This is a genomic window from Vibrio diabolicus (genome assembly GCF_011801455.1).
GTDB lineage: Bacteria > Pseudomonadota > Gammaproteobacteria > Enterobacterales > Vibrionaceae > Vibrio > Vibrio diabolicus.
Map to the genome: position 1 here is coordinate 1,159,259 of NZ_CP042451.1, position 22,337 is coordinate 1,181,595.

18 protein-coding genes are annotated in these 22,337 nt (G+C 44.0%); 10 read left to right on the plus strand and 8 right to left on the minus strand.

Annotation, left to right across the window (positions count from 1 at the left end; translation table 11 throughout):
• Positions 1 to 163 precede the first annotated feature (163 nt).
• Together mlc and FR741_RS05475 are read left to right on the plus strand one after the other, a co-directional pair.
• Positions 164 to 1,381, plus strand: a complete 1,218-nt coding sequence (mlc, locus tag FR741_RS05470) for a sugar metabolism global transcriptional regulator Mlc (RefSeq protein WP_005398213.1) — start codon at positions 164 to 166, stop codon at positions 1,379 to 1,381.
• A 370-nt stretch (positions 1,382 to 1,751) separates the two neighbouring features.
• On the plus strand, positions 1,752 to 2,705 hold the full coding sequence (locus tag FR741_RS05475; RefSeq protein WP_005398212.1) for a chemotaxis protein CheV: 954 nt from the start codon (positions 1,752 to 1,754) through the stop codon (positions 2,703 to 2,705).
• A 75-nt stretch (positions 2,706 to 2,780) separates the two neighbouring features.
• Here FR741_RS05475 and FR741_RS05480 read toward each other — a convergent pair whose 3' ends face one another.
• From FR741_RS05480 to FR741_RS05495, 4 genes are all read right to left on the minus strand, one after another.
• Positions 2,781 to 5,855: an error-prone DNA polymerase gene (locus FR741_RS05480; protein ID WP_167426383.1), complete on the minus strand. Its 3,075-nt coding sequence runs from the start codon at positions 5,853 to 5,855 to the stop codon at positions 2,781 to 2,783.
• A gap of 27 nt (positions 5,856 to 5,882) precedes the next feature.
• Positions 5,883 to 7,286 (minus strand): Y-family DNA polymerase, encoded by a 1,404-nt coding sequence (locus FR741_RS05485; protein WP_065646083.1) that lies wholly within the window; start codon positions 7,284 to 7,286, stop codon positions 5,883 to 5,885.
• Positions 7,287 to 7,290: 4 nt separating this feature from the next.
• Complete coding sequence (gene imuA / locus FR741_RS05490) at positions 7,291 to 7,983, minus strand: translesion DNA synthesis-associated protein ImuA (protein ID WP_012841595.1); 693 nt, start codon at positions 7,981 to 7,983, stop codon at positions 7,291 to 7,293.
• Between the two features lie 129 nt (positions 7,984 to 8,112).
• Positions 8,113 to 8,859: a YciK family oxidoreductase gene (locus tag FR741_RS05495; protein WP_006743161.1), complete on the minus strand. Its 747-nt coding sequence runs from the start codon at positions 8,857 to 8,859 to the stop codon at positions 8,113 to 8,115.
• Between the two features lie 254 nt (positions 8,860 to 9,113).
• Here FR741_RS05495 and sohB point away from each other — a divergent pair, with 254 nt between their 5' ends.
• From sohB to FR741_RS05535, 8 genes are all read left to right on the plus strand, one after another.
• Positions 9,114 to 10,175 carry a protease SohB gene (gene sohB / locus FR741_RS05500; RefSeq protein WP_005385819.1) on the plus strand — a complete coding sequence of 354 codons (1,062 nt, stop codon included), beginning with the start codon at positions 9,114 to 9,116 and terminating at the stop codon, positions 10,173 to 10,175.
• Positions 10,176 to 10,383: 208 nt separating this feature from the next.
• A complete protein-coding gene (gene cmk, locus FR741_RS05505) occupies positions 10,384 to 11,064 on the plus strand; it encodes a (d)CMP kinase (protein WP_005397113.1) in 681 nt (226 codons plus the stop codon).
• 110 nt (positions 11,065 to 11,174) lie between these two features.
• Positions 11,175 to 12,845, plus strand: coding sequence for a 30S ribosomal protein S1 (gene rpsA, locus FR741_RS05510; protein WP_005385817.1), 1,671 nt, complete (start codon positions 11,175 to 11,177; stop codon positions 12,843 to 12,845).
• A 213-nt stretch (positions 12,846 to 13,058) separates the two neighbouring features.
• Complete coding sequence (gene ihfB / locus FR741_RS05515; RefSeq protein WP_005385816.1) at positions 13,059 to 13,340, plus strand: integration host factor subunit beta; 282 nt, start codon at positions 13,059 to 13,061, stop codon at positions 13,338 to 13,340.
• 263 nt (positions 13,341 to 13,603) lie between these two features.
• Positions 13,604 to 13,900, plus strand: coding sequence for a LapA family protein (locus tag FR741_RS05520; RefSeq protein ID WP_005397112.1), 297 nt, complete (start codon positions 13,604 to 13,606; stop codon positions 13,898 to 13,900).
• An 18-nt stretch (positions 13,901 to 13,918) separates the two neighbouring features.
• Positions 13,919 to 15,094 (plus strand): lipopolysaccharide assembly protein LapB, encoded by a 1,176-nt coding sequence (lapB, locus tag FR741_RS05525; protein ID WP_005376665.1) that lies wholly within the window; start codon positions 13,919 to 13,921, stop codon positions 15,092 to 15,094.
• Between the two features lie 83 nt (positions 15,095 to 15,177).
• Complete coding sequence (pyrF, locus tag FR741_RS05530) at positions 15,178 to 15,879, plus strand: orotidine-5'-phosphate decarboxylase (protein WP_005397105.1); 702 nt, start codon at positions 15,178 to 15,180, stop codon at positions 15,877 to 15,879.
• Positions 15,880 to 16,376: 497 nt separating this feature from the next.
• The gene (locus tag FR741_RS05535; RefSeq protein WP_114323270.1) at positions 16,377 to 18,215 is read left to right on the plus strand and encodes an extracellular solute-binding protein; all 1,839 of its coding nucleotides are present in this window, start codon (positions 16,377 to 16,379) and stop codon (positions 18,213 to 18,215) included.
• Between the two features lie 65 nt (positions 18,216 to 18,280).
• Here the strand turns inward: FR741_RS05535 and FR741_RS05540 are convergent, their stop codons facing one another.
• The 4 genes from FR741_RS05540 to FR741_RS05555 all read right to left on the minus strand — a co-directional run bounded on the left by FR741_RS05540 (position 18,281) and on the right by FR741_RS05555 (position 22,277).
• Entirely contained in the window at positions 18,281 to 18,520 is a 240-nt protein-coding gene (locus FR741_RS05540; RefSeq protein WP_005397103.1) for a hypothetical protein, read from the minus strand.
• A 208-nt stretch (positions 18,521 to 18,728) separates the two neighbouring features.
• Positions 18,729 to 19,307: a PqiC family protein gene (locus FR741_RS05545; protein ID WP_167426384.1), complete on the minus strand. Its 579-nt coding sequence runs from the start codon at positions 19,305 to 19,307 to the stop codon at positions 18,729 to 18,731.
• Positions 19,307 to 20,953: an intermembrane transport protein PqiB gene (gene pqiB / locus FR741_RS05550; RefSeq protein ID WP_005397101.1), complete on the minus strand. Its 1,647-nt coding sequence runs from the start codon at positions 20,951 to 20,953 to the stop codon at positions 19,307 to 19,309. Before pqiB ends, FR741_RS05545 begins: the two co-directional genes overlap by 1 nt.
• The gene (locus FR741_RS05555) at positions 20,946 to 22,277 is read right to left on the minus strand and encodes a paraquat-inducible protein A (protein ID WP_167426385.1); all 1,332 of its coding nucleotides are present in this window, start codon (positions 22,275 to 22,277) and stop codon (positions 20,946 to 20,948) included. The genes pqiB and FR741_RS05555 overlap by 8 nt, the downstream gene beginning before the upstream one ends.
• Positions 22,278 to 22,337 lie beyond the last annotated feature (60 nt).

A 22,337-nucleotide genomic window follows, 5' to 3' on the forward strand; every position in this document is an offset into this window, starting at 1 on the left:
TTATTTTTCAAACAATTTAACAGGAGTAGATTCTTCGTTATTTGATTGAATACACAAACAAACAGGTTTATACGTGATGCTTGTCACGGGGATTTATTAATTCACTTCACAATTAGTTCGCAAAGTAAAAAAATTGTCTCGTTATAGAATTTCGGAGTGCAAGATGTACATGGCTCAACCGGGCCATATTGATCATATCAAACAGGTCAATGCTGGTCGTGTATATAAACTAATTGACCTAAAAGGTCCTATTTCTCGAATTGATTTGTCCAAGCAGAGTGAGCTTGCTCCTGCCAGTATCACCAAAATCACTCGAGAATTAATTGAAGCGCACTTGATTCATGAAACCACAGTACAAGAAGCGACGAGTCGTGGTCGACCTGCCGTCGGTTTGCAGGTCAACAACGAAGGGTGGCAATTTCTGTCAATGCGTTTGGGGCGAGGTTATTTAACTATTGCTCTGCATGAGCTAGGTGGCGATGTGTTGATCGATACTAAAATCGAGATACACGAACGTGACCAAGACGATGTGCTTGAGCGTCTGCTCTACGAAATTGATGAATTCTTCCAAACTTACGCGGATCAACTTGACCGTGTTACCAGTATTGCAATTACGCTGCCTGGCCTTGTGAATTCAGAGCAAGGTGTCGTGCTGCAAATGCCTCATTACAACGTCGAAAATCTTGCTCTTGGACCAGAGATATACAAAGCAACGGGCTTGCCAGTTTTCATTGCCAATGACACGCGAGCTTGGGCATTAGCAGAAAAGCTTTTCGGCCATTCTCAAGACAATGACAACTCCGTTCTTATCTCTATTCACCATGGTTTAGGTGCCGGCATCATTCTGGATGGGCGCGTTTTGCAAGGTCGTCACGGTAACATTGGTGAGCTTGGACATATTCAAATCGACCCAAATGGAAAACGTTGTCATTGTGGCAACATTGGTTGTTTGGAAACCGTTGCCAGTTCTCAAGCGATTCGTGAAGAAGTCGTAAGACGAATTGCTGATGGCGAAGACTCTATTCTTGCTGAGCAAGAAGAAATGAGTATTGAGAGCATTTGTGAAGCGGCAGCGAACGGTGATCCGTTGGCAGTTGATGTGATTGAAAAACTTGGACGCTACTTAGGCTCTGCAATTGCTATTGTGATCAACTTATTTAACCCTGAGAAGATCTTGATCGGTGGTGTGATTAATCAAGCAAAAGATGTACTTTATCCTGCGGTGCGTCGCTGTATCGAAGAGCAGAGTTTACCGGTTTATCACCAAGATCTTGAGCTGGTGGAATCTCGTTTCTATAAGCAAGCCACAATGCCTGGTGCCGCGTTGATCAAGCAAGCGTTGTACGATGGTCAGTTATTGATGAAGGTTGTGGAAGGCTAATTGCTTCAAACATGATGAAGTGCTTAGGTGTCGAGCCTATACATTTTTAGATGATTTAGGGTGAGACTTAACGGCTCACCCTTTTTGATCGCCTATTACTAGAAGGTGAATTTGAGTTGTGCTGCATTGCTATATCTGCGCCATTCATGTAATTTCCTAAAAAGCTCAAGTAAATAAACCCAAATGGCTTTCAATGTGTAGAGTGACTTTGTGTCTGATACAAATAGAAGGGAAGTAATGCGCTGAAACCGTTGTACTTTCAAGCCATGCTCGAAAAACAAATATCTTAAGGTTATTTGGGTTTAGAACCTTGATGTGTCTGTATTGATTTCGAGTAAAAATAAGAATTATCCATAATTTAGGTAGTAGTATGTCCGGAGTGTTAAATACGGTTGACCAGCGTACGAACTTGGTTGGTGAAAACCGACTAGAGCTTCTGCTGTTCACTTTAAATAGTCGCCAATTGTTTGCGATTAATGTGTTCAAAGTGAAAGAGGTCATCAAGCTGCCACCGTTAACCAAGCTTCCTGGCTCACACTACAACATTCGTGGGGTCGCTTCTTTACGAGGTGAAGCGGTGCCAGTGATTGATTTGCGTGGCGCAATAGGTTTCCCAGCTTTGCGTGGTGAAGCGGAAGAAGAAAATTTGATCGTGACAGAGTACAACCGTACGGTGCAGGGCTTCTTAGTCGGTCCGGTTAAAAACATTATTAATACGGCATGGACTGAAATTCAGCCGCCTCCTTCCACGTCTGGTCGCTCGAATTACCTCACAGCTATCACGCAAATCAAAGAGGGGGATGCCTCTCAAATTGTCGAAATTATTGACGTTGAAAAAGTTTTAGCAGAGATCGTGCATTACGACGTCACGATTTCAGCGGACATTCTGGATCAAGAACTTGCCCAAGCAATGGTCGGGCGTAATGTTCTGATTGTGGATGATTCATCTACAGCTCGTAATCAAGTTCGCGATACGCTTTCTCAATTGGGTATGAATATCATCGAGTGTCGTGACGGACTAGAAGCGCTAACAGTTTTAAAGCGCTGGTGTGATGAAGGGAAAGACGTAGAAAAAGAGCTGTTGATGATGATTACGGATGCTGAAATGCCTGAAATGGACGGTTATAAACTGACTCATGAAGTGCGCCAAGATCCACGTATGTCTAAGTTGTTCATTACGTTGAACACTTCTCTGAGCGGCAGCTTTAATGAAGCCATGGTACAAAAAGTAGGTTGTGATCGTTTTATCTCTAAATTCCAACCAGATCTGTTGGTTGAAGTTGCTCAAGACCGATTACGCCAGATGCTTTCTAAAAGTGCATGATTAGATATAGTGAAATCAGAGGGGGAGCAGCTCTCCCTCTGATTTTTTAACGCCTCGCTTATTAATATCTCTGTACTAATGAAAGTCGCGAGATTTACTTTGTAGATTATTCAAATAGTGCGTGCAATCAATCAACTTGCCAGCAATAACGTGCGTGACTTCTCCCTCTCTTTCAAGAATGCCTTTCACCATTAATACTTTAGCGCCTAAATACGCTTGCTTTTGGGCTCGTGCTGTCGCTTGCCAAACGACCACATTAATGTTGCCTGTGTCATCTTCTAACGTAAAAAATGTCACGCCAGCGGCGGTGCCTGGAGATTGTCTTCCCGTTACCACGCCTACCACTGTGACCAATGACCTATGCGGTTTCTCTGCCAGTTGCCTCATGCGGGTAAAATGAGGGAGTTTGCCCGTTTCTTCTAATAATTTAATCGGGTGGCGGCTAAGAGATAGTCCCGTGCTCGCGTAATCCTCAATTAAATTTTCATATTCTGAGGGCTGAGTTTGGTAGCTAACACTGGGTTCTTCGACCTTGTGAAACAATGGTAGGTCAGATAAGGAATCCATTGCTGCCCAGCGTGCGTTATAACGATTCCCCGATAAGGCCTGAAATGCATTGGCTGAAGCCAATAATTCAATGTCACTTCGGCTTCTTAATATCTGCTTTACTTCTTGAATCGATCGGTAACCATTAAGTGGTTTGCGCTCAATAAGTCTTTGTGCGCTTTCTGCGTTAAAGCCTTTCACCAAGCGAAAACCAAGTTGCACGCCGAGCCTGCCATTCGGACGTGAGACGAGATGATGTTGATATTTTGAATGATTGACGCACACCGGCAATACTTCGACGCCATGTCGGCGAGCATCTTGTACTAATTGCGATGGGCTATAAAATCCCATTGGTTGGCTGTTCAACAATGCAGTGTAAAATTCGGCTGGGTAATAATATTTTAACCATGCAGAACAATATGCCAGCACTGCGAAAGACGCTGAATGACTTTCAGGGAAGCCGTACTCACCAAAGCCGCAAATCTGATCGAAAATGCGCTCAGCAAACGCTAAGTCATAACCTCTCTCTTGCATACCATTGATCAGTTTTGGCCTGAATTTAGCGAGATCGCCATTCTTTTTCCATGATGCCATCGCTCGACGGAGTTGATCGGCCTCGCCGCCGCTAAACCCTGCGGCTACCATGGCTAGCTTGATGACTTGCTCTTGGAAAATAGGGACGCCCATAGTCCGCTCCAGAACGCTTTTTACTTCTTCCGATGGATAACTGACTGGCTCTTTTTGATCTCGTCGTTTTAAAAAAGGATGCACCATATCACCCTGAATAGGGCCTGGACGAACAATTGCAATTTGAATCACTAAGTCGTAATAACAAGCAGGCTTTAGGCGAGGAAGCATGCTCATTTGTGCACGAGATTCAATTTGGAATACGCCTATCGTGTCAGCTTTTTGGATCATGCGGTACACGTGTGGATCATCTTGTCGGCGAGTGATCTCGGAAATCGAGAGGGATCGCTGGTGATGTTTCTCGACCAGTTGAAAGCACTTTTTGATGGCGTTTAACATGCCGAGTGCGAGCACATCGACTTTTAGTAGCTTCAAGCTTTCTAAATCGTCTTTATCCCATTGAATGATAGTGCGATCTTCCATCGAGGCATTTTCAACAGGTACCAACTCATATAAAGGGCCAGATGAAATTACAAAGCCACCTACGTGTTGAGATAAATGGCGTGGGAAGCCAATGATCTCGTTGACCAATTGGATAAACTGCTGCCCTTTGAGAGATTCTGGTTGTAAGCCAAGTTCAATAATTTGAGCTTGCCAGCCTTGGCTGCGATCTCGGCGATTAACGTTCTTAATGAAAAAATCTAATTGGGTCTCTTCAATCCCTAGTGCTTTACCGACTTCACGCACGGCACTTTTAAAGCGATAGCTGATCACTGTTGCAGCAAGTGCTGCACGCTCACGGCCATATTTTTTGTAAATATACTGGATAACTTCTTCACGGCGCTCGTGTTCAAAGTCCACATCAATATCCGGCGGTTCCTTACGTTCTTTACTGATGAATCGTTCGAATAAGACAGCGATTTGTCGAGGATCGACGGCGGTAATTTCCAAGCAATAACACACCACAGAGTTTGCAGCGGAACCTCGCCCTTGGTAAAGAATGCCTTGCTGTTTCGCGAACATTACGATGTCATGGATGGTAAGGAAGTAGTAGTGGTATTTCAGCTCTTGAATAAGCGCCAGTTCATTCTCGATGGTTTGATTGACTTCTGCTGGCACGCCTTCAGGAAAACGCAGCTTTTTACCGCGTTCGACCAACATACGTAAGTAAGAGTCGGGAGTGTAACCATCTGGGATCAGCTCGGTAGGATATTCGTATTTTAAATCGGAGAGCTTAAACTCGCATAAATCGGCGATGTAAGTACTTTCTTCCAGCCATTCTGGTTTGTAAATCCGAATCAACTTTTTAAAAGGACGAAGTGCTCGCTCAGTATTCGAAATACGATCAAAACCGAGTTTATCGACGCTACACCCATGCTTTATAGCAGTAAGTACATGCTGTAATGGCAAGCGTTCAACATCATGCATGAGAACGCCTCCGCAGGCAGTTATAGGTAATTGAAATTCATGTGCTAACTGCTCGCAGTGCGCAATGTACTCAGTATCGTTGTTACTCAAATGGCGCTGAATCGCTACCCACAAACGATTAGCGTGGTGTTGATTGAGCCAGCGTCCCCAATAGTGGTCACTCTCTTGATGTGTGGGCAGCCACAATACCAAGCAATGTCGAATCGACATCAAATCCCATTCGAACAGTTGATAGTTGCCTTTTTCACTTCGTCTTCTTGCGTTTGTGATGATACGACACAACTCGGCATAAGCCTTGCGACAAGGGCAAAGCAGTACGATTTGGCATTCATCATTTAACCAAAACATACTTCCAACGATTTGTTTGATATCGAGTTTATGTTGTTCGATGGTCGCATGGGCTTTGACAACGCCCGCGACCGAACATTCATCAGTTATGGCTAGAGCTTGATAGCGATAGAAAGCAGCTTGGAGTACCAGTTCTTCTGCATGAGAAGCCCCAGTCAAAAAAGAGAAGTTAGACTGACAAAATAGTTCCGCGTAACTCATAATGATCCAACAAAAATAACTGTCGATTTAACAAAAATAGCCATGAAGAAACCAGTGCTTGTGCTGATCGCGAAATATCCATAACCAGCGGCCTTGCTTGGTGTGTGCAATGTAGTAATCACGCATGATCTCATCACCATCCCACCATCCAGAAACGATTCGCTCAGGTCCGTGGACCAAAGAGACTTGCTCTTGCAATGCAATGGGAGTGGGCAATTGCATTGCGGGGCGTAGTATGGATGGTATGGCGTGCTCCTTTTCATCTGGAGCATCAGCAGGGCGATACTGACTGGCCTTTTCTGGTCTAGGATCGCAAGCGATGTTGGGTTTTAACACGGCACTTTTCCCCAATTTAGCTTGCAGTAAAGAGAGCAGTTCTAAAGCATTCATGTTCCCTTTTTGCCCAGCAAAGAGATCGCGTGATGCACTAAGAGGCTCACCTTGACGGACGACTTTTAACGTTAGCCCTGTGACTGGGCCATTGAGCGAGAGTGACTCTAAGCTTAAACTCGCTAACTGCTGCCAACGCTGACATAGGTAATCACCTTGCGCAGAAGTGAGTTGAAGGTGTTGCTCTTGTTTCTCACGCTGGTGGAGTGTTAAACACAGCTCAAAAGCGACCTTATCTCTTAATTTAAGAAAGGTTTCGAGTTGACGAAGTAACTTGGCCAGCGGCTTTTCAATCCACTGGACGTTTTCGAGCTCAAATAACAGCTCTAAATAAACTTGGAAGGATTCGGTCGGGTGATAAAAGTCGACAGGATGCTTAAACTGCCCTGTCAGTCGACCAACGTAGTTCACCAAATCGATATCAAAGCGTCGTGCGATGTCTTGCAACGGCAGTTCAAGTAACCCTTTTAAGGAAGTAACGCCTACGCGGTGCAGCTTTTCAACCATAGAGATCGATAAATCGGTTAGAGGCAGAGGTAATGGGAATAACATTTGTTCGATAAGAGATTTGTCGTCACTAAGAACATTTGCTCCTGCCAATGCCATTAACTTGGCTGACAAAGGTGAAAAACCACAACCAAATTGAAAGCTTAACTGCAGTTTAGTTAAGTGAGCACTGACTTTATTCCAGTAATTGTCCAACCCTTCATATAGGGTGAGCATCGGTGTGGCACGCAGCAAAATGCCTTGGTTTGGCATCAACACAACGTCAGATGTGATCAAATACAACCACTGAGCTACCTCTTGTAATTTATTTAATTCGGTTTGTGGATGATAAGGATGCACTTGTAAATCTCGACACAAGGACGCAGCACTGCCTAAGCCCATACCAGGCTTAATACCTTGTTGCTCGGCAATGCCGTTGTATTGAATGATCTGACAACGTTGGCTTTCTACAATCACCACGGGTTGATTTTGGTTATCACCAAAGAGTGCGTCTAGCTGTAGGCGAGGGAAGTGCAAGTAAATCCATAAAGCCATATCACTAACCTTGGTTCGCCAATGGGAAATTGACCACCGTTGATGGAATGTGAGTCGTGCTTGGCATTACCAGTTGTGGGTAGTGGTGTTGGAAACTGATATCGACACTGCCTTTGCTCCAACCGCCTTTTCGCTTGAGAACTTCCACTTTGACGCCTTGTACATTACCTTGCAGCTTTAGGCTTAATGAAACAGGTAAAGACAAGCGGTTTGTCATATTAGGCTTGAGCATGAATAGAGGACAAGTGCCTTGCTCACTCGCTACCTGTAAGCGTTTCACTTGATGTATTTCAAGCTCTTCTTGCCATAACAAAACATTACTGCATACCCCACTTTTCAGACATTGCTCTGCAGCCCAAAGAGCATCTTTGGGATGAGCTGGATTAACGACCCACACTTGGTTTATATCCAAACCGATGTAGTGTAAGAACAGAGAATTCACTAACGCGGGAGGTTGAATAAATGCAGTCACACCATTGGTCTGGGTGGCTTTTAAATAAGGAGCGAGCAAACGCAATTCACCAATACTACCAATAGATTCCATCTCCACTACGCCATGAGGTGGAAAGCCTCCGCCGAGCAAATCATCTAATTCAGAAAACCCGGAACTAGTCCGCAACTGCTGAGGATCTGTTTTCGTTAAATTTGCTTGCCAAACAAGGTGCTGGCTTTTTAAGTGCTGAATAATATCGTGCATAATAAATACCTGTATATATGTACAGTATATTTCTATGGCAGAAAGTCGCAAGATTTTTATGAAGAGAGAAATGAAAAAAGGCAGCGTTTGCTGCCTTTTCAATCGATTATGTGAGGTAACCTGAATTCGTTATTTACGCTTCGGTTGAGCGTCGATGCACTGACCATTCACATCGGTAACCGCTGGATCCATTAAGTGCAAATATAGCGGCATGAGATCCAATGGCGTTTTGAGAGTATTTGCATCTTCACCCGGGTATGCTTTTTCACGCATGCGAGTACGAGTTGCACCAGGGTTAATTGCGTTAACACGGATCGGCGTATCACTCAGCTCGTCAGCCAAAACTTGCATCATGCCTTCTACGGCAAATTTAGAGATAGCGTATGGCCCCCAGAAAGCGCGACCAGAGTGGCCGACGGTCGAAGAGGTAAAGATAATACGCCCAGCTTCTGATTTACGCATCACAGGCAGTAGTGCTTGAGTCATTAACACTTCTGCTTTCACGTTGATCTGCATGATATCGTCGAAATCTTCCTCTTTGATTTGATCAAATGGACACAGCGAACTCAAGACACCTGCGTTGTGTAATAGGCCATCCAAACGACCAAACTGTCCTTCGATTGTCTCTGCCATATCAATGTAATTTTGCTTAGTTGCGCCCTTGAGATCCAGAGGAATGATAGCAGCTTGTGGGTAGCCAGCGGCTTCAATCTCATCATAGATAGATTCAAGGTTTTGCACATTTCTACCCAAGAGAATAACAGTTGCACCGTGCTCGGCATAAGAAAGCGCGGCTTGACGGCCGATGCCATTACCAGCGCCAGTAACAAGAATGACTTTACCTTTTAGAGCATCAGCTGAAACGGAGTAGTTCACGGCGATAAATCCTTATTATTGTAAGAGGGTCCATGATAGTTAATTGACGCTAAAAAACGCCTGTTTCTCAATGGAAAATCTTGGTAATCGTGACAAGATGGTTACAATACACCAATTCATGTGTTATACCAATTCCAGAACTTTCGTTAGGTATGCTATCAATCAGAACAAGTGGTTACAAACCGCGCTGCCTTCTCGCTGATGTTTCTGCGTAACATACTAACGTCATCTGAAATGAGATAAAGGAGCTCTCGTTGGAATTTTTATTAGATTATGGTCTGTTTCTGGCCAAAATTATCACGGTGGTTGCTGCGATAATTGTTCTGCTCATTATTGCAAAATCGGCTGGTGGCAAATCGGGTGCGGCGAAAGGGGAGTTAGAGATTACCAACCTTTCAGAGCAACACAAACAATCTGTTGAACAGTTAGAGCATCATTTGCATGACGATGCTTTCATCAAGGCTCGAGATAAAGCCGTCAAAAAAGAAGAAAAAGAGAAGAACAAATCTCGCGAGAAAGAAATCAAACAAGCGAGCAAAGACGGTTCATTAGATAGCAAGCGTGAACCACACCTATTCGTTCTTGATTTCAACGGCAGCATAGACGCAAAAGAAGTCGCGTCTCTACGTGAAGAGATCACTGCTATTTTGGCTGTCGCACGTGAAGGTGATGAAGTATTACTTCGTTTAGAATCTGGCGGTGGTATGGTTCATGGTTACGGCCTTGCCTCTTCTCAACTGGACCGAATCAAAGCTGCGGGTCTTCCTCTAACCATCTCTGTTGACAAAGTTGCGGCAAGTGGCGGTTACATGATGGCATGTGTCGCAGATAAGATTGTTTCTGCACCGTTTGCAATTGTGGGCTCTATTGGCGTTATCGCGCAAATTCCTAACTTCAACAAACTGTTGAAGAAACATGACATTGAGTACGAACAACTAACCGCGGGTGAATATAAACGCACGCTAACGATGTTTGGTGAGAATACCGATAAAGCGCGCGATAAGTTTAAGCAAGAGCTTGAAGAAACACATGTCTTGTTTAAAGACTTCATTCGCGAGCGTCGTCCTAGTTTGGACCTAGACAAAGTAGCCACAGGTGAGCACTGGTTCGGTACACAAGCGAAAGAGCTTGGTTTGGTGGATGACATTAGTACATCTGATGATATCGTTGTTGCGGCATGCAAAGATAAAACCGTACTTTCTGTGCATTATGTGCAGAAGAAAAAACTGGCAGACAAGCTAGCAGGTGTCGCGGGCAAAGTTGCTGACAGTGTGATCTTAAAGTTAGCTGAGCGTGGTCAAAAACCGATTGTTTAATCGAACCTAAGATCATGACATTTGAAACGGCGAGGGTGGAAGCTCTCGCCGTTTTTGTTGAACCTTATGTTTATTGATGAATCCAATTGCGCATTAGGTGTAATGCTTTACACGACATTTTTCCTCGCTCCAAAGGGCGATTACCCGTATAATGCGCGCCTCGAAAACCGAGCAAATTGCTGAAAAGAAACTATAGGTGGAGAAGAACATGTCCTCTCAAACTCCGGTTGTAACCGTAGATGGACCTAGTGGTGCAGGTAAAGGCACTTTATGTATGTTGCTGGCGAAAAAGTTGGGTTTCCAACTCTTAGATTCTGGCGCAATTTATCGTGTACTTGCACTCGCTGCGATTCACCACGGTGTCGACACAGAGTCAGAAGACGCACTTGTCCCACTGGCAACACACCTAGACGTTCAATTTATCGCAGAGGGTGACTTAGTTAAGGTCGTTCTAGAAGGCGAAGATGTGTCAGGGGAGCTTCGCAAAGAAGAAACGGGTATGGCAGCATCTAAAGTTGCGGCTCTGCCACGTGTTCGTGAAGCATTATTACGTCGTCAGCGTGCATTTGAGGCCGCTCCGGGCCTAGTGGCTGATGGTCGTGATATGGGCACAATTGTATTCCCAAGTGCACAAGCGAAAATCTTCCTTGATGCGAGCGCAGAAGAGCGTGCAAATCGACGCCTTAAACAGTTGCAAGAGAAAGGGTTAGATGTTAAATTTGCTGACCTTTTAAGCGAGATCCAAGAGCGTGACGACCGAGATCGTAACCGCCCAGTGGCGCCACTACGCCCTGCTGAGGATGCGCTTGTGCTAGATTCTACGTCGATGACTATCGACGAAGTAGTAGAAAAGGCACTACAATATATCGAATCGAAGCTAGCTGAGTAATGATACTCGGCTAGACTAAGAGCGTTGGTCGCAAGGATGATGACTGGCGAATTTAATAACCCCATGCGGTAGGATACCCGTGGAAGTTTAATTTATTGAAGATTAACTAAATGACTGAATCTTTTGCTCAACTCTTTGAAGAGTTTCTAAACGAAACAGAATTCCAACAAGGCAGCATCGTTAAAGGTACTGTAGTAGCTATCGAGAACGGTTTCGTTCTTGTTGACGCTGGTCTTAAGTCTGAATCTGCTATCCCTGCTGAACAGTTCAAGAACGCTGCTGGCGAACTTGAAGTTGAAGTTGGCGCTGAAGTAGACGTAGCTCTAGACGCTGTTGAAGATGGTTTCGGTGAAACTCAACTTTCTCGTGAGAAAGCTAAGCGTCACGAAGCTTGGATCGTACTTGAGAAAGCTTACGAAGAAGCTGAAACTGTTGTTGGTATCATCAACGGTAAAGTTAAAGGCGGTTTCACTGTTGAACTAAACGGTATCCGTGCTTTCCTTCCTGGCTCTCTAGTAGACGTACGCCCAATCCGCGACACTGCTCACCTAGAAAACAAAGAGCTAGAGTTCAAAGTTATCAAACTTGACCAAAAACGTAACAACGTAGTTGTTTCACGTCGTGCTGTTATCGAATCTGAAAACAGTGTTGAGCGTGACGAGCTTCTAGAAACTCTACAAGAAGGTTCTGAAGTTAAAGGTATCGTTAAGAACCTTACTGACTACGGTGCGTTCGTTGACCTAGGTGGCGTTGACGGTCTTCTACATATCACTGATATGGCTTGGAAGCGCGTTAAGCACCCATCTGAAATCGTTAACGTTGGTGACGAGATCCAAGTTAAAGTTCTTAAGTTCGACCGTGAGCGTACTCGCGTATCACTAGGTCTTAAGCAACTAGGCGAAGATCCATGGGTAGCAATCGCTAAGCGTTACCCAGAAGGTCACAAACTAACTGGTCGCGTAACTAACCTAACTGACTACGGCTGCTTCGTTGAAATCGAAGAAGGCGTTGAAGGTCTAGTTCACGTTTCAGAAATGGATTGGACTAACAAGAACATCCACCCTTCTAAAGTTGTTAATGTTGGCGACGAAGTTGAGGTTATGGTTCTTGAAATCGACGAAGAACGTCGTCGTATCTCTCTAGGTCTGAAACAGTGTAAAGCTAACCCATGGCAGTCATTCGCTGAAGCACAAGCTAAAGGCGACAAAGTTACTGGTAAGATCAAGTCTATCACTGACTTCGGTATCTTCATCGGTCTAGAAGGCGGCATCGACGGTCTAGTTCACCTATCTGACATTTCTTGGAATGTTGCTGGCGAAGAAGCTGTACGTGAGTACAAGAAAGGCGACGAGATCTCTGCAGTTGTTCTAGCAGTAGACGCTGAGCGTGAGCGCATCTCTCTAGGCATCAAGCAAATGGAAAACGACCCATTCAATGCTTACGTTGCTGACAACAAGAAAGGTGTTCTAGTTAACGCTACTGTAACTGCTGTTGACGCTAAAGGCGCTACTGTTGAAATCGCAGAAGGCGTTGAAGGTTACATCCGTGCTTCTGAAGTATCTCGCGATCGCGTAGAAGATGCTTCTCTAATCCTAAGCGCTGGTGATGTTGTTGAAGCTAAGTTCACAGGTGTAGACCGTAAGAACCGCGTAATCAACCTATCTATCAAAGCTAAAGACGAAGCTGACGAGCAAGAAGCAATGGCATCTATCAACAAGCAAGATGACAATGCATTCGGTAACGCAATGGCTGACGCTTTCAAAGCTGCTAAAGGCGAATAATATACTCGCTTAAGCAAAAAAGGAGCCGCAAGGCTCCTTTTTTATATTTGAGCATATTTAAGTAGTAATACTAATGACGGTAAACTATCTTAATAAAAGGCATTTCTTCATTGCGCATTTTGCATAAAATTTGTCTAGAATTGTCAGCAAGTGTTTGTTGGAATTAGTATTACTTACTATAATAAGTGATAAAGATACTCAAAGAGGGCAACTATGACTAAGTCTGAACTGATTGAAAGACTCTGCGCTGAGCAAACACACTTATCAGCGAAAGAGGTAGAGGATGCTGTAAAAGATATTTTAGAGCACATGGCCTCTACGCTAGAGAGCGGTGACCGTATCGAGATCCGCGGCTTTGGTAGTTTTTCTCTTCATTACCGCGAGCCTCGCGTAGGTCGTAACCCTAAAACGGGCGATAAAGTGGAATTGGAAGGTAAATACGTTCCACATTTCAAACCTGGTAAAGAGCTTCGTGAGCGTGTAAATATTGGCTAACGCACTCTTATTAGTTTGAAAAAAGCGGCATACGTTTGTGTATGCCGCTTTTTTGTAATGTATCCAAGCAGTTTACGAAGCGAGCTGTTGATTCTGGCTGTTTTCTTTGCAGCTTTCTACACCCAAGTAACTTTAACTTCTAGGCGTGTCTACAAACTAAGCATCTTGAGGTTACTTGGGTATAGATTATTGCTAATATACGTAGTCTGAAGAAGCATTTTCCTGCATAATCTTACCGACTTACTCCTAGAAGGGTGATGTAAATGAAAATTATAAAAATCGTTGCTGTTTTAGCTCTCTTTTTAATTGCATTGGCGTTAGGTTCCCAAAACCAAGAGCTCGTGACTTTTAACTATCTTCTAGCCAAAGGAGAGTTCCACTTATCTACACTATTAGGTGTGGTATTTGTGGTTGGCTTTGCTTTAGCGTGGGTTATCTTTGGTAGTATCCAGCTGAAAACTCAGCTACAAGTTCGTCGTTTAAAGAAAAAACTGAAAAAGTACGAACCTACAGATGCAAACAAACCTGCTGATAAGCCAGCCATCGAAAAACAGGCATAAGGATAAGGCTTAACTTTAATGCTTGAACTACTCTTCTTGTTGTTGCCTATAGCTGCTGCGTATGGCTGGTATATGGGGCATCGCAGCGCTCAGCAAGACAAGCAGAAGCAATCTCATCAAATCTCTCGTCAGTATATGACGGGTCTTAATCTGCTGCTCTCTGACCAATCAGATAAGGCTGTCGATCACTTTATTGAATTGCTCCAAGTTGATAACGAGACCATCGATACTCACCTTGCGTTGGGTAACCTATTCCGGTCTCGTGGCGAAGTCGACCGTGCAATCCGAATTCACCAAAATCTCATTTCTCGCTCTGGCTTAACACTGGATCAAAAGAATCTCGCACTTCAACAGTTGGCGAAAGATTACATGGTCTCTGGTTTTCTCGATCGTGCAGAGAAAATCTTCGAACAGTTAGTCGAAGAGCCAGATTACAAAGAAGCGGCCCTTCAGCAATTGGTAACCATTTACCAACAAACACGTGAATGGGAAAAAGCAATTTATTACGCCAATCAATTGGCTAAGTTGGGTAATAAACGCTCCAGAATGCGTGCGAATATTGCTCATTTTTGGTGTGAAATTGCAATGCTCGACCAAGCCGATGGTAATACTAATAAGGCAATACAGCACTTTAAAAAAGCCCTAGCAGAAGACCCAAAGTGTGTTCGAGCGAGTATTGCTTTGGGACGAATTTATCTAGAGTCTGAAGATTATAAACACACGATAAAATACCTGACGGGTGTGCTTGAGCAAGACAAAGACTTTATCAGCGATGTCTTACCAACCATTGCAGAGTGCTACCATCATTTGGGCCAGGAAGATGAACTTGTAGAGTTTCTGCGAGCTTGTATTGATAAGAAAGCAGGCGTATCAGCCGAGTTAATGTTGGCTCAGTTGGTTGCTCACCACGAGAACGTCGGGGCTGCACAAGAGCTGCTGACCAAACAGCTGCTGAAAAATCCAACCATGAAGGGCTTTTATCGATTAATTGACTACCACATTGCTGAAGCAGAAGACGGTCGCGCGAAGGACAGTCTGTCGACGCTACAAGCGATGGTGGGTGAACAGTTAAAAGTGAAACCACACTACCGATGCCGGAAGTGTGGGTTTTCTACTCATTCCCTTTATTGGCACTGCCCATCCTGTAAAGGGTGGGGGACGATCAAGCCAATCCGCGGATTGGATGGTGAATAATTTTAATGCAGCTGACAGAGTTTCTGTCCGCTGCATTTTTTTAACTTTTTATTTAATAAGAACCAAAATAGTTAGGAGATGAAATGATCGACCAAAAAGTTATTGTCGCACTGGATTATGATAACCAAGCAGACGCACTTGCGTTTGTAGATAGAATTGATCCTGCGTCATGTCGCCTAAAAGTTGGCAAGGAAATGTTTACGCTATTTGGTCCTGATTTCGTACGTGAACTCCACAAACGTGGTTTCTCAGTCTTCTTGGATTTGAAATTTCACGATATTCCAAATACGTGTTCTAAGGCGGTCCGCGCAGCCGCGGAATTAGGGGTTTGGATGGTGAATGTGCATGCGAGCGGTGGTGAGCGCATGATGACGGCATCACGTGAAATTCTTGAGCCATACGGTAAAGATCGCCCACTTCTGATTGGAGTAACGGTACTAACCAGTATGGAACAAAGTGATTTAGCGGGTATTGGTTTGAACATTGCGCCTCAGGATCAAGTTATTCGTCTGGCGACATTGACCAAAAACGCTGGTTTAGATGGTGTCGTATGTTCAGCTCAAGAGTCTTCATTGCTTAAGAGCGAACTTGGTCAAGACTTTAAGTTAGTTACACCAGGAATCCGACCTGCTGGCTCTGAGCAAGGTGACCAGCGCCGTATCATGACACCAGTAGAGGCTATTCAGTCAGGCTCTGACTATCTTGTTATTGGGCGTCCAATTACTCAAGCTGTGGATCCTGCCGCAGTGTTGAAATCGATCAATGATAGCTTGTCTAGTATGTAAGCACAGTCTTGTATTGTATAAAGAAAGGTGAGGCTGTGATGCCTCACCTTTTTTGTATCTAATAAAAATACCAACCGTAGTAAGTAACTGCTCATTTTAACCAGTTATATCTGCTCGCTTACTTGCTTGCTTTAATTGGTGTAGGGGGGAGCTTATTCGGATAAAGGTTCTACGGTTTATTATGAGAAAAGTAGGGCTTGGTACTGTATCGATCACACTTTTGTAACATAACTCACTGTGATGCATAGAAAATGCGACCATGTATTATTGATGACTTGCGTTACAAAAGCCTAAAGAATACTATGGCGAGGATGCATTCACTGCGTTGTAAGGTCTAGGATGACCTAGTGAGACTCTTTGAAATTAATATAGAAGCTGGCAGGAAGTCACTTCATATTACGCTCCTATTATTTCCTATCTGCGTATTTTCTATTTGCAGCTTTCACACTCCGTCTTCCTTGCTACGACCTTAATCGCAAACACAACAAGGAAGAAACATGACTAAAAAACTGCCATTTTCAGTACTTGCAACACTGACCGCTGCCAGTTTTCAACTGAGTGCGGCAGAGCTACCTGCTGATATAGAATGGATTTCAAATAACAATGAACCTCTGTTCGCCTCTGAAGAAGCGGTACGAGGTGGTACTTATCGTACTTACATTCAGAGCTTTCCTCAGACATTACGAAGTGTTGGTCCAGATGCGAACTCCGGCTTGCGCCAATATTTAATGGATGGTTCACCAAAGCTTGCTCAACGTCATCCAAATACTGGTAAATGGATCCCCCAACTTGCTAAGTCATGGGCATTTGGAGAGGACAACAAAACCGTATTCTTTAAGCTTGATGAAACGGCCGAGTGGTCAGATGGTGAAAAAATTACGGCAGATGATTACGTCTTTATGATGAAGTACTACACGTCAAAAGACATTATCGACCCGTGGTACAACGACTTCTTCACGAACAGCGTTGTTGGTGTTGAAAAAATTGACGACTACACGATCAAAGTCAATCTTGCTGTAGCTCAAAGTCATGACTCGCTCATGGTTATGATTAACATGCCGAGCAATGGTTTTCAGCCTCGTCCGGAACACTTCTTTGAAGGAGAAAAGGACGCAAATAACGATGGCATGCCTGATAACTTCGTCAGGAAGTTCAACTTTAAATCTGAGCCAACTGCGGCGCCTTACTACATTGATAAAGTGAAGAAAGGTAAGAGCGTGACATTCAAACACGTGGGCGAAGATTGGTGGGGGTATAACAACCGCTACTATAAAAACCGTTACAACGTAGAAAAAGTCCGCATTAAGGTGATTCGCGATCCTGATATTGCCATGAAGCACTTTGAGAAAGGCAACTTGGACTACTTTGAGATGGTGCTACCAAGCTTTTGGCATGACAAAACCGATAGTGATGTGTACAAAAAAGGCTATATCCAAAAGTACTGGGGCTTTAACGAAGCACCACAAGGCGCTGGTGGCCTTTGGATGAACACCGCGATGCCGATGTTGGATAACCTAGAAGTGCGCAAAGGCGTTATGGCAGCCACTGACTATGACGGCATGATTGAAAATATCATGCGTGGAGATTATTCACGTAAACCACATGGACTCGGCTTTGGTCATGGCGAATACGATGATCCTAACAATACACCGCCTAAGTTTGATGCCGATGCGGCGGTTAAACATTTCGAAAAAGCGGGCTTTGACAAAGTTGGCGCAGATGGTATTCGTGTCAATGACAAGGGCCAACGCTTGAGCTTTGCTATCACTTACGGATACAACTCTTGGACACCGCGTATTGCGTACTTAAAAGAGCAAGCGAAACTTGCAGGTCTTGAGTTCACGTTAAACTTGGTTGATGGTTCATCTGCGTTTAAATACATTCTTGAGAAAAAGCATCAGTTAGCGTTCTTGAATATGGGTTCTGGTGAGATTCCTGCGTATTGGGAATATCTACACTCGGATAATGCGAATCGACCACAAACGAATGCCCACACCAACTACAGCAGCCCTGAGCTGGACCAGTTGATTGAAGCTTATGACTCTGAGTTTGATCAGGAGAAGCGTTACGATTTATCGCATCAAATCCAAAACTATGTCAGCAAAGCGAATATCATCGTTCCTGGATACATGGTGCCTTATTCTCGAGTTGCACATTGGCGCTGGGTTAAAATTCCTAAAGATGGCATGACAAAAGCGACAGAATGGGTGCTTCATCCAATGGATATTGGTAATTTCTGGATCGATAGCAAAGTAAAAGAAGAGACTGAGGAAGCGATGGACGAGGGTAAAACCTTCCCAGAGACAACGGTCATTGATGATCGCTACAAGTTGTAACTCCACAACTTAGCGGCGATAAAAATGAAAGCCCTGGTAATTAAGTTACAGGGGCTTTTTTATTTTTACTTAACTAAGTAAGACGCTTCTAAAAGGTAGGTTTTCACATCACCAAGCAAAGAGAAGGCCTTGTCGATGGTTTTAAATCGCTCATCAAGTGAGTCACTAGATATAAGTTGGCTGAACGTTTTTACCGAGAAAGCTTCGTTTGCTTTAAAGAACTGATGCACATTTTCAAGCTGAACTTTATGAATATGCTCCACCTTATTTAGGGCGGTGGTTAAATCGGAAATGTTAATCGACATTGCTACTCAAGAACCTTATCAACAAGACCTCTACATAAGGTCATAGGATGGGGCTTTATATTTTGCCGTAGAGTAGCACCAAAGAACGGATTGCAGTCTGACTAAGATCAATTTGTCTCGCTTGATTATCTACATCTATTTCGATCGAAAAAACTTCTTGCAGCACAAAAAAGGGAAGCAACTTGCTTCCCTGTAATTAACATCGATCTTAGATTTTTTTGGCAATGTCCGAAGTCATTTCTTCCAACCCGACGGACAGTGCGTCGACAAGTGCTCCATAGCCTTCGTCCTTTAGAGGCTGAGAGATTTGTATTGGTGCACTGTTTTCTACCTTACCTTCAGCATTGATGAGTAACCATTCACCCTCAATTTCGATATTGCCTTTGTAGCTACCATTAAATTTATTTAACGTCAGCTGTAGTTTGGCTTCACCATTTTGATCCAACAGGTTGTTCATTTCAGTCGGCCAGTAATGAGTCTGTTTGTGGCGTAGTTCTGTGACGACTCTCTGAGTGATTTGCTCGGAAATACTATGCGCCCATTGATTGTTTCTTGCCTGGATAACTTGAGTCTCAGAGGTTCGGTAAACGATACCACTGTCGTTTAAATAACTTGCCAGTTTTACTGGACGAACAACTAAAGTAGGGCGCTGTGAGATATCAGAAGAGCTCAGCGTCACTGGTTCCGCCTTAGGTAGAAGGTACAAAGCCCCTTTAGTTTCTGGAGCACTACTGCAACCCGTTAGACCGACAAATAGCGCGATAGACAAAAAGAATACTCGTTTCATTAGTTTTGGCCTTTAACTGGGATTGGGTCACTGATTTCATCTTCTCCAAACACGAGAGAGTTTGGCTTTTCGTTTAGCTGTTTAAGTACGGGTTTAAACTCTGTCATCACGCTTTCTAGTTCTTTGAGCGTGGCTTCCATTTCATTGTACATGGTTGAGTTTGGTCCATAACCATCGAGTGTTTTTTGCAACTGCTGCAAGCTTTGGCGAATATCTGTTGGGATCTCTTGCGTCTCTTTTTGATTTAAAAGTTTATCAATACTGTCCGCGACACGTTCTGCCGACGCCAACGTCTTTTCCGACGTTTTTAACGTTGAATTGAGAGAGTTAAGCGTTTCTTCCATTGGTAAGCTATTAATCTTATTTAGGAAGTCATTGACTTGGCGCTGGACTTGGGCAAAACCACCACGCATGGTTGGGAAAACATCTAAACCTTCAAATTCACTTGGAACGTACTGATCATCATTAGGATAAAAGTCTGCATCAATATAAAGCGCGCCAGTTAACAAGTTACCAGTCTTTAAGGTGCCACGGAGACCGCGAGCAAACTCTTCCTTCAACTTCTCTTTGAACATAGATAAAGATTGGGATTCTAAATCTCCGTACACTCGACCGAGCTCAACGCGCACCAAAACAGGAATTTTTTTCGCAGAGAAGTTTTCTTCTGGTGTTGGTAAACGCATCGGTACTCTCGTTACGGTACCAATACGAAGACCGCGGTACTCAACAGGCGCATTCGCTTTTAAGCCACGGACAGATTCATCAAATAACATGACGAACTCAATGTAGTCATCGTACATACCCTCTCTCAGCTGCTTAATATCATCGTATAAGCGGAAGTTAACCATGTCTTCTGTGAGTGGTTCACCGGACTCAAGGCCTGGAACAGTATCGAAGGTAACGCCACCCGTTAGCATGCTCTCTAGCGAGCCAAACTTAACTTCAAACCCTTCGGCATTGAGCTGTAAATCAACACCAGAATTCAGCCAAAACTTAGTACGAGTGCGCACTAAACTGTCATAAGGTTTGAAAATAAAGAGTTGATACAGCGCCTTGCGAGTATCAACATCAAAGCTGGTTTTCTCTACACGACCAACGGTAAAGCCTTTATAAATAACCGGGTCACCAACACCTAGTTTGCCAGCTTCGCGGTGCGTTAATACAAGACGCAGGCCTTCTGCATCAGGAGAAGCGACCGGTGGCACATCTAATACCGTAAAGTGCTCCTTTTCTACTTTGGATTTACCCGGCTGAAGTTGGATGTAAGCGCCAGAGAGCAAGGTCTCTAAACCTGAAACGCCATCACGGCCAATTCGAGGCTTCACCACCCAAAACATCGTGTCATCTCGCAGCATGCGCTCCGCGTCTTTATTCATCTGCGCTTTGGCGATGATGTGATCATAGTTCTCACTGAGAGTGACTTCGGTAATCAGACCGACTTTAACATTCAATGCTCGGATCTCGGTTTTACCAACCTCAATCCCATCTGCGGTCGGCAGTTGGAGAGTAATTTGTGGGCCTGTACTGTTGATGTATTGGAACAGCATCCACGCTCCCATGGCTAGCGCAAGGATCGGGACAATCCAGATCGCAGAAATCTGCTTTTGCGGTTTTATTTGAGCGGTTACGTTGTTCTCATCACTCATATTTGGCTTTCTCGTTTAAGTTGTCAGAAATCGGCTCCTGCACTTCGTTTTGTGGCAACTGCCACAACAAACGTGAGTCAAATATCATTGCAGAAAGCATAGTGAAAATGACCACTGCCGCGAAAGAGAGCGCAGCAGGGCCTGGATAAATCGCCATTAAGTTTTGCAACTGAACCAGTGCAACTAAGATGGCAACGACAAAGATATCGATCATGGACCAACGACCAATAAACTCAGTTAAGCGGTATATCTTTAAGCGTGAAATACTTTCTTCAGGAGGAAGATATCGCGCTTTTTGCGCATTGTAATACAGCCACGCGAGTGCCAGCATTTTCGCCATTGGAATGAATACGCTAGCAAAGAAAATTACCATCGCAATAGGGTAAGAACCTAAATGCCAAAGCAGTATTACCCCTTCCATGATAGTCGAGCCTTCTGAATGTCCAAGGCTTACGGTATACATCATTGGATAAAGATTCGCGGGGATATAGAAAATGACTGACGCAAACAAAAGCGCCCAAGCTTTTTGTAAATTATCTGCTGGGTTGTATTTATGAATAGGGCTTTTACAACGAATGCAGTATTGGTGCTTTTTCGCTTCAATTGGGTTGAGTTGGTGACACGTATGGCAACCAATATGGTTGTGGTTATGGTGCGTATCGCCCTCATTTACATCGGGCAGCACGGTGGCTGGAATGAAGTGTCCCCAGAGCCAGCTTTTGTCAACCATAGAAATACATTTGACTACCAGTACGGTATAAACGCAGAACGCCCAGAATGAAGTCCCCATTCCAATGTCTGCCAGAGAAGCGATTTTAATTAAGCTGACTAATACGCCAATCAAGAATACATCGACCATCAGCCAGGGTTCGACTCGAAACAGAAGGCGACATAAAACTTTCGCCATTCGTTGCTGTTTTTTGGATGGCGTATGTTTACGCGCTTTTAATGCTTCGAGATGAAGAAAGAGAATGAGACCGACATAGATAGCAGGCAATACGACGACCGTTGCGAGAAGTAACACACCTAAAAGTACATTTTGAAATTCAGCCAGCATTTTGGCTGCATGCAATAAGGTGATTTCTTGCGATAGCCCTTGCACACTGAACGACATAAAAGGGAAAGAAATGCTTAACACCAACATGATCAAACATGCCGATGAAATGGCGATCACGCTTTGATAGGGTTTAGCATTCACTTTTGTCAGAGAATGCGCGCATCGAGGACATTGAGCTTTTTGCCCTTGATCGATATCGGGAATACGAACAACAAGGCCGCATTCTTCGCATGAAATTAACTGACGGGAATTAGGTTGAATACTCATCGGGTAGGTTTTGGATTCATTTGTCCTAAGAATACTCTTTTTTCATTAGACACGCTTGTT